Source organism: Synechococcus sp. UW86, from assembly GCF_900474085.1.
GTDB lineage: Bacteria > Cyanobacteriota > Cyanobacteriia > PCC-6307 > Cyanobiaceae > Parasynechococcus.
The window spans coordinates 102770-110389 of the sequence record NZ_UCNU01000003.1 but is presented as its reverse complement, the minus strand read 5'-3'; the positions used below and the strand labels follow the sequence as shown (position 1 = coordinate 110389).

Annotated in this window: 9 protein-coding genes and 1 tRNA gene; 8 read left to right on the top strand and 2 right to left on the bottom strand. The window is 59.7% G+C overall.

Features of this window, described 5'->3' with window-relative positions:
- The first annotated feature begins 150 nt into the window (after nt 1-150).
- Complete coding sequence (locus DXY04_RS00990; RefSeq protein WP_114987420.1) at nt 151-1608, top strand: glycoside hydrolase 100 family protein; 1458 nt, start codon at nt 151-153, stop codon at nt 1606-1608.
- Nucleotides 1609-1684: 76 nt separating this feature from the next.
- On the opposite strand, the gene petD is transcribed toward DXY04_RS00990, so the two are convergent.
- Together petD and petB are read right to left on the bottom strand one after the other, a co-directional pair.
- A complete protein-coding gene (gene petD / locus DXY04_RS00985) occupies nt 1685-2167 on the bottom strand; it encodes a cytochrome b6-f complex subunit IV (RefSeq protein ID WP_006851144.1) in 483 nt (160 codons plus the stop codon).
- Between the two features lie 39 nt (nt 2168-2206).
- The gene (gene petB / locus DXY04_RS00980) at nt 2207-2863 is read right to left on the bottom strand and encodes a cytochrome b6 (RefSeq protein ID WP_011363493.1); all 657 of its coding nucleotides are present in this window, start codon (nt 2861-2863) and stop codon (nt 2207-2209) included.
- A 67-nt stretch (nt 2864-2930) separates the two neighbouring features.
- Here petB and ctpZ point away from each other — a divergent pair, with 67 nt between their 5' ends.
- From ctpZ to DXY04_RS00945, 7 genes are all read left to right on the top strand, one after another.
- Complete coding sequence (gene ctpZ / locus DXY04_RS00975) at nt 2931-4208, top strand: carboxyl-terminal processing protease CtpZ (RefSeq protein ID WP_115160613.1); 1278 nt, start codon at nt 2931-2933, stop codon at nt 4206-4208.
- Entirely contained in the window at nt 4205-5470 is a 1266-nt protein-coding gene (locus DXY04_RS00970) for an HD domain-containing protein (protein ID WP_115160612.1), read from the top strand. Before ctpZ ends, DXY04_RS00970 begins: the two co-directional genes overlap by 4 nt.
- A 7-nt stretch (nt 5471-5477) precedes the next feature.
- Nucleotides 5478-6116, top strand: coding sequence for a septum site-determining protein MinC (gene minC, locus DXY04_RS00965; protein ID WP_115160622.1), 639 nt, complete (start codon nt 5478-5480; stop codon nt 6114-6116).
- Nucleotides 6117-6172: 56 nt separating this feature from the next.
- Nucleotides 6173-6985: a septum site-determining protein MinD gene (gene minD / locus DXY04_RS00960; protein ID WP_006849989.1), complete on the top strand. Its 813-nt coding sequence runs from the start codon at nt 6173-6175 to the stop codon at nt 6983-6985.
- A 4-nt stretch (nt 6986-6989) separates the two neighbouring features.
- The gene (gene minE / locus DXY04_RS00955) at nt 6990-7298 is read left to right on the top strand and encodes a cell division topological specificity factor MinE (protein ID WP_006851856.1); all 309 of its coding nucleotides are present in this window, start codon (nt 6990-6992) and stop codon (nt 7296-7298) included.
- Nucleotides 7295-7549 carry a helix-turn-helix transcriptional regulator gene (locus DXY04_RS00950; protein WP_115160611.1) on the top strand — a complete coding sequence of 85 codons (255 nt, stop codon included), beginning with the start codon at nt 7295-7297 and terminating at the stop codon, nt 7547-7549. The genes minE and DXY04_RS00950 overlap by 4 nt, the downstream gene beginning before the upstream one ends.
- A tRNA-Thr gene (locus DXY04_RS00945) sits at nt 7540-7611 on the top strand. The genes DXY04_RS00950 and DXY04_RS00945 overlap by 10 nt, the downstream gene beginning before the upstream one ends.
- Nucleotides 7612-7620 lie beyond the last annotated feature (9 nt).

The following is a 7620-nucleotide window of genomic DNA, read 5'->3' as shown; positions in this document are numbered from 1 at the left end:
GCGCGCTCACCTCTCGGCTCCCGCGCAAGACAAAACCATAACACCACATCCCCCGAGGTCGCAATGGGCAAGTCCCCTTGAAGATCTGAAGGGTTGCTTCCACTGGCGAAACCCATTGCCAGAACTACGTTTCAGTTGGAGGTCACCGCGATGCCAACGCGTTTCACCGAACAAAGCCAGCGTTTCCGCCCCAACTCAAACGAAGAGCAGGTGCTGCAAAAAGCACGGGAACACTTCGAAGCCACGCTGATTGGCGTGCAGGGGGAACTCGCCGGCAGCGTTGCCGCGATGGAACATCGCCGCGCTGACGACGCCCTCAACTACGGCGAGATCTTCCTGCGGGACAACGTTCCCGTGATGATCTACCTAATGCTTGAGGGCCGCTTCGCCATCGTGAAGCAGTTTTTGAGCGTCAGCCTTCAGCTCCAAAGCACCAACGTTCAAACCCGCGGTGTCTTCCCCACCAGCTTTGTGGAGGAAGAAGGAGAACTGGTTGCGGACTATGGCCAGCGCTCGATCGGTCGCATCACCTCAGTGGATGCAAGCCTCTGGTGGCCGATTCTCTGCTGGATCTACGTCAAACGCAGTGGGGACATCGACTTCGGTCGCAGTCCGGAAGTGCAACGCGGTTTACAACTGCTGCTCGATCTGGTTCTTCACCCCAGCTTCGAAGGCACACCGGTGCTGTTCGTTCCCGACTGCGCGTTCATGATTGATCGCCCCATGGACGTGTGGGGCGCTCCACTGGAAGTGGAGGTGCTGCTCTTCGCAGCGCTGCGCAGCTGCGTTGGGCTGATGGAACTCTGCCAACGCCACGAGAACAGCGTTCTTCTGGGGGAACGATTGCGGCTGAGCCGGCAATGGACCCATGACTTGCGGCAGTTCCTGCTGAAGCACTACTGGGTGACCAGCAAAACGATGCAAGTGCTTCGGCGACGCCCCACGGAGCAGTACGGCGAAAACCAGCACCACAACGAATTCAACGTTCAACCCCAGGTCATCCCCGACTGGTTGCAGGACTGGCTCGAAAACCGTGGCGGTTACATGATCGGCAACATGCGGACCGGACGACCGGATTTCCGCTTCTACTCCTTGGGAAATTCCCTGGCATCACTGTTCGGGTTGCTGACCGCGCCACAGCAACGGGCCCTGTTCCGACTGGTGCTTCACAACCGTGACCACCTCATGGCCCAGATGCCGATGCGCATCTGTCATCCCCCCATGGAGGGCGTGGAATGGGAGAACAAAACGGGCTCCGACCCCAAGAACTGGCCCTGGAGTTATCACAACGGTGGCCACTGGCCGAGCCTGCTCTGGTTTTTTGGTGCGTCCATCCTTCTGCACGAACGGCTGAATCCCCAGGCCGACGTGTTGCTGATGGGGCAAATGAAAACGCTGTTGGACGAGTGCTACTGGAGCCATCTCAACCAACTGCCCCGTCAGCAGTGGGCTGAATATTTCGATGGCCCCACAGGAACCTGGGTTGGACAGCAATCACGCACCTATCAGACCTGGACCATCGTTGGTTTTCTGCTGATGCACCACTTTCTCCACGTCAACCCAGACGACGTGCTGATGCTCAACCTCGACGAATCGATGGGTCACTGACGAACCACAGCAGCCATGGCACAAAAAAAACCCGGCTCGACGAGCCGGGGTCCATGAGCTGAACTCAAAGAACGGATCAGAACAGTCCGAGGGTGAGGGACTTGTCGATCGGAAGTGCTGCACCAATACCGAGGTAGATGGTGACAAGGGTTCCGGTCAGGAAGACAGTCATCGCCACGGGACGACGGAAAGGGTTCTGGAACTTGTTAAAGCTCTCGATGAAAGGAACAAGCATCAGACCCAGGGGAACCAGGGTTTGCAGAGCAATACCCAGAAGCTTGTTGGGAACAACCCGCAGAATCTGGAACACGGGGTAGAGGTACCACTCAGGAAGAATTTCCAGAGGGGTGGCGAAGGGATCAGCCTTGTCAGCGAGCATGGCTGGATCCAGGACGGCCAGACCAACCACACAGGCGATGGTACCGAGGATCACCACCGGGAAGATGTAGAGGAGATCGTTAGGCCAGGCAGGCTCGCCGTAATAGTTGTGACCCATGCCCTTGGCGAGCTTGGCCCGCATCTTGGGATCAGAGAGATCAGGCTTCTTGAGAATGTGCATCGTTTAGTCCAGGTGTTGAGGGAACAGTAGGAACGCAGATCACAAGGGACCGGAAATGCCCTGCTTCCGGATCATCAGGAAGTGCATGAGCATGAACACCGCCAGCAGCCAGGGCATCACGAAGGTGTGAAGGCTGTAGAAGCGAGTGAGAGTGGCCTGGCCAACGCTTTCGCCACCGCGAAGCAGTTCCACCATGAAATCGCCAACAACAGGGATGGCAGCAGGGACGCCGGAGACGATCTTCACGGCCCAATAACCAACCTGGTCCCAGGGGAGGGAGTAACCGGTCACACCAAAGGACACCGTGATGACTGCCATGGTTACGCCCGTGACCCAAGTGAGCTCACGGGGACGCTTGAAGCCGCCGGTGAGGTACACGCGGAACACGTGGAGGATGAGCATCAACACCATCATTGATGCGCTCCAGCGGTGCACAGAGCGGATCAGCCAACCGAAGCTGACGTCGGTCATCAGGTATTCGACCGACTTGTAAGCCTCAGCAACGGTGGGCTTGTAATAGAAGGTCATCGCGAACCCAGTCGCGAACTGGATCAGGAAGCACACCAACGTGATGCCCCCCAGGCAATAGAAGATGTTGACGTGGGGGGGCACGTACTTGGAACCAATGTCGTCAGCAATGTCCTGGATTTCCAGACGTTCCTGGAACCAGTCGTAAACCGGTGATGAGTTCGCCATGCACAAGCGGGCTCGAGTTGCGAAAGTCTACTGAGCACGCTTCTGCCACTGAGGCGAACCCACCGCGATGTATCCAACTGTTAACGATCTTTCAGACTGGCTGCGGCGCAAAGGTTTTCAGGCGCTGAGGCAACTGATCGCAGCGTCTCTTTGCTGCTTTTTGGTGCTGGGCAGCGCTTGCACAGCCGTTGCACTTAGCGACACACAACAGCTCGTGGTGGACAGCTGGCGGCTTGTGAACCAGGGCTTTTGGAACCCAGAGCAACTTGATGCGGTGCGTTGGAAGCGTCAACGGCAGAAGGCCATGGAACGCAGTATCGAGAGCAGCAACGATGCCTATGCAGCCATCGAATCGATGCTGGCTCAGCTGGGTGACCCCTACACGCGGCTGCTTCGTCCAGAGGACTACACGGCGCTGAAGAACAGCACCAACGGCAGCCTCAGCGGTGTGGGCTTGCAACTCGGGCCGGATGAAAGCAGCAATGGTGTTGTGGTGATTTCTGCCCTCGAGGGTTCACCTGCCGGCGAGGCGGAGATCACCAGTGGCACGCAATTGCTGTCTGTTGACGGCAAGGACGTGGTGGATCTGGGTCTGGAGGGAACCGTGGCAGCGCTGCGTGGAGACGTGGGTTCGCAGGTGGTGCTGACGCTGGACAACGGCAGCGGAGAAACAAGCGAGCTGACCCTGGAACGCCGCAGCGTGGACCTCAGGCCGGTGCGCACAAGGCGCTTGCGCAGCGGCAGTCACACCCTTGGCTATCTGCGGATCACCCAATTCAGCGAAGGGGTCCCCGAACAGGTGAAAGAAGCCCTCACAGAACTGCAGAACAAGGAGATCGAAGGGTTGGTACTCGACCTCCGCAACAACTCAGGCGGATTGGTGAGCGCTGGATTGGCGGTCGCCGACGACTTCCTTTCCGGTGGCGCCATCGTTGAAACCCGCAACCGCGAGGGCATCAATGACACCATCCAGGCCAGTCTTCAGACGGTGTACGACGGACCGATGGTCACCCTTGTGAACGGAGGGACGGCCAGTGCGAGTGAAATCCTGGCTGGCGCCCTCCAGGACAACGAACGCGCCACCCTTCTCGGAGGACAGACGTTCGGCAAAGGGCTGATTCAAACGCTGACCAACCTCAGTGATGGCAGCGGCCTCGCCGTGACCGTTGCTGGCTACGTGACACCGAGTGGACGGGACATCCAAGGGGAAGGCATCGCTCCCGATCGTGGGTTATCAGATCCAGAACCCCTGAACCCCGGCGGTGACGGTGATCGCTGGCTCTCGGAAGCTGAGCAATGGATGGAGGCCCTGCTGGAACAACCCGCTGAAGAGACCGAGGCATGAGCCAGCGGACCTATCACGACCCTCTGCATCGCGGCATTGGTCTTGACCGCCAAGCCCCAGCCGAGGGAATGGTGATGGACCTGGTGGACACGGCGCCATTCCAGCGCCTGCGACGCATCCGCCAGCTGGGTCCGGCCTACCTCACCTTTCACAGCGCTGAATCCAGTCGATTCACCCACTCGCTGGGGGTCTTTCATCTGGCACGCCGTGCATTTGAGCGGATGCTGCCGTTGGCACCCGAGTTGGAGACGTACCGGGGGCTGCTCTACGGAGCTGCTTTGCTCCATGACATTGGCCATGGCCCCCTCAGCCACACCGGCGAAGAGATGTTTGGCCTGCGCCATGAAGCGTGGTCAGCGCGGGTGATCCGGCATCACCCAGAGATCCATGACTGTCTTGAGAGCCATGCATCCGGCACGGCTGAGGCGATGGCGAACCTGCTGGAGCATGGACGCAGCCCTCACCCCCTGATCAAACACCTGGTCAGCAGTCAGCTGGATTGTGACCGACTGGATTACCTCCTGCGCGACAGCTACAGCACCGGAACGCGCTACGGGCAACTGGATCTCGACCGCATCCTGGGAGCACTGACCCTGGCCCCTGACGGGGACATGGCCATTCATCCCAAGGGTCTGATGGCTGTGGAGCACTACCTGGTGGTGAGAAACCTCATGTACAGGAGCGTCTACAACCACCGGTTGAATGTGGTGTGCAACTGGCTGCTGGAAAAACTGATCCTGACGGCACGACAACTGGGGCCTGACCAGGTGTGGGCTGATGAGGTGATGGCCACCTGGCTCTGGCAACCAGACCAGATCCGCTTGGAGGACTTCCTCGCTAACGATGACCAACGCACCGGCTACCACCTCCAGCGTTGGCAAGCCGAAGCGCCAGCAGCCCTGGCTGAACTGAGTGGGCGTTTCCTGGATCGACGCCTGCTCAAAGCAACGGCCGTTGAACATCTTTCCCCGGCGGATCAACTGCAACTGCTCGCAACAGCCAGGCGCCTGGCCGATCGTCATGGCCACGACCCTGAACTCTGCTGCGGATTGCGTCATCAACAGCTGCGCGGATACCACCCCTATCGAGGCGGCTTGCGCCTCTGGGACGGGCAACAACTCCAAGCCCTGGAGAAAGCCTCTCCCCTTGTCGCAAGTCTGGCGACCCCGGCGGCAACCTCCTGGTTGATTCACCCCCGCGACATCAGCAACGAACTCAGGCAGGAGATGGACGTTGAATGGCCCCGAGCAGCAGCAGCGTGAAGCAGCCATGACCTTGAGGCTTCCCGACCAGCGCCTTGATCACTGGAGGGATCGTTTGCCGGATCTGCTGAGCAGGTGTTCCCAGCCGATTGTTGATCTCGATTGCGGGGACTGGGTCCTGACCTGCAGCGACCTCGCTGATTTGTGCGCCGCCGTGAGCGAGGCAGGCCATCAACTCGGACGCATCACCGGCCAGGCAGCCGAGACCGTTGTGAGTGCTTCAGCCTTGGGACTGGACGCAAGCCGGTCCAACACGCCGTCCAGCCGTGAACTCCAGCCCAATCCTGTGGCGAAAGCCCCTTCCGAGCTGTTGTTTCACCACGGAACCCTGCGCTCCGGTGACCATCTCCAAAGCGAGCGCACCATCCTTATCTATGGCGATGTGAATCCCGGAGCGCGGATCAGTTCAGCCGCTGATGTTTTGGTGTGGGGTCGCCTGCGGGGCGTGGCCCATGCCGGATGTGAGGGGTCAACAACCGCGAAAATCGTTGCCCTGCAGCTGCGGCCACTGCAACTGAGAATTGCTGACGTTGTCGCCCGAGGCCCCGAGGATCTGCCCCAGGCAGGTTTGGCCGAACAGGCCGAGCTCAAGGATGGCGTGATCGCCATTGAACCCGCCGTCATCCAGAGCTTTCAAAAACGTTGACGTCGTTGTCAGGCCCAAAAGCCAGATTATTCTGGCCGCACCAAAGCAGAACCCTGGTGTCGACGACCCGAACCATCCTCATCTGTTCTGGCAAAGGCGGTGTCGGAAAAACAACGACCACGGCAAACCTTGGGATCGCCCTTGCTCGCCAAGGCGCCAAGACCGTGGTTCTTGACGCGGACTTCGGTCTGAGGAACCTCGATCTGCTCCTGGGCCTGGAGAACCGCATCGTCTACACCGCTCAGGAGGTGCTGGCCGAGACCTGCCGGCTGGAGCAAGCCCTGGTGAAGCACAAGCAGGAGCCCAATCTGGCCCTGCTCCCTGCGGGCAACCCTCGGATGCTCGAGTGGCTCAAGCCCAAGGACATGCAGGCCATCGTTGCTCTGCTGGAACGCCAGTTCGATTACGTGTTGATCGACTGCCCGGCAGGCATCGAAGACGGATTCAAAAATGCCGCGGCCGCAGCCCGAGAAGCAGTGGTGATCACCACCCCGGAAGTGGCCGCCGTGCGGGACGCTGATCGGGTGATCGGGCTTCTGAACACCCAGGGCGTGCAGCCTGTGCAGCTCGTGCTCAACAGGGTGCGGCCGAAGATGATGTCGAACCAGGAAATGCTCTCGGTGGACGACGTCACCGACATCCTGGCGTTACCTCTTCTGGGGCTTGTTTTTGAAGACGAACAGGTGATCGTGAGCACCAACCGTGGTGAACCCTTGACCCTGAGTGATTCGTCGTCCCCAGCGGCCCAGGCCTACGGCAACATCGCTCAACGGCTTCAGGGTGAAGACATTCCTCTGATGGACCCCTCCCAGGCCCGCCGCGGCCTCCGCGCCAGGATGCGCAAGCTGATGCAAACCCGGATTTTCTGAGGCGATGACACTCAAGGAATTCATCGACAAACTCCTGCGCCGTCAGCCCGCCAGTGCAGAAACAGCCAAAGAGCGGCTGCAGTTGGTGCTGGCCCACGACCGCAGTGACCTCAATCCGGAGCTGCTCGAGCAAATGCGGCGCGAGATCCTCGAAGTGGTGGCCCGCTACGTGGAGATCGACCTCGCTGAAGGTGATGTGAGCCTCGAGACGGAAGATCGCGTCACTGCCCTGGTGGCCAACCTGCCGATCCGTCGCCCGATCGCCCAACCCGCAAAGGTGGAACCCTCTGAGCAGCAACCTGCTCAAGCTTGAAACCTCGAATCCCGAACCTCCTCACGCCCGCTGAACAGCGGGTGGTGCTGTTGTTGCTCGAAGGCCTCAACAACCGAGACATCGCCCAGCGTTTGGTGATCAGTCATCGCACCGTTGAGTGCCACATCAGCAGGGCACTCCGGAAAAGCGGATGTCGCAATCGACTCGAGCTGGTGCTTTGGCTGATTAGCGATCAAGACCCCGCCTTGAATCGCCTGGCAGCCGGTACGATGCAGCCCATGCCGGCTTAGCTCAGCGGTAGAGCAGCGCTTTTGTAAAGCGAAGGCCATCGGTTCAAATCCGTTAGCCGGCTTGATCTGGA

Coding starts and splice junctions, on each gene's coding strand:
- DXY04_RS00990 (WP_114987420.1), top strand. CDS start 151: ATGCCAACGCGTTTCACCGAACAAAGCCAGCGTTTCCGCCCCAACTCA.
- petD (WP_006851144.1), bottom strand. CDS start 2,167: ATGCACATTCTCAAGAAGCCTGATCTCTCTGATCCCAAGATGCGGGCC.
- petB (WP_011363493.1), bottom strand. CDS start 2,863: ATGGCGAACTCATCACCGGTTTACGACTGGTTCCAGGAACGTCTGGAA.
- ctpZ (WP_115160613.1), top strand. CDS start 2,931: ATGTATCCAACTGTTAACGATCTTTCAGACTGGCTGCGGCGCAAAGGT.
- DXY04_RS00970 (WP_115160612.1), top strand. CDS start 4,205: ATGAGCCAGCGGACCTATCACGACCCTCTGCATCGCGGCATTGGTCTT.
- minC (WP_115160622.1), top strand. CDS start 5,478: ATGACCTTGAGGCTTCCCGACCAGCGCCTTGATCACTGGAGGGATCGT.
- minE (WP_006851856.1), top strand. CDS start 6,990: ATGACACTCAAGGAATTCATCGACAAACTCCTGCGCCGTCAGCCCGCC.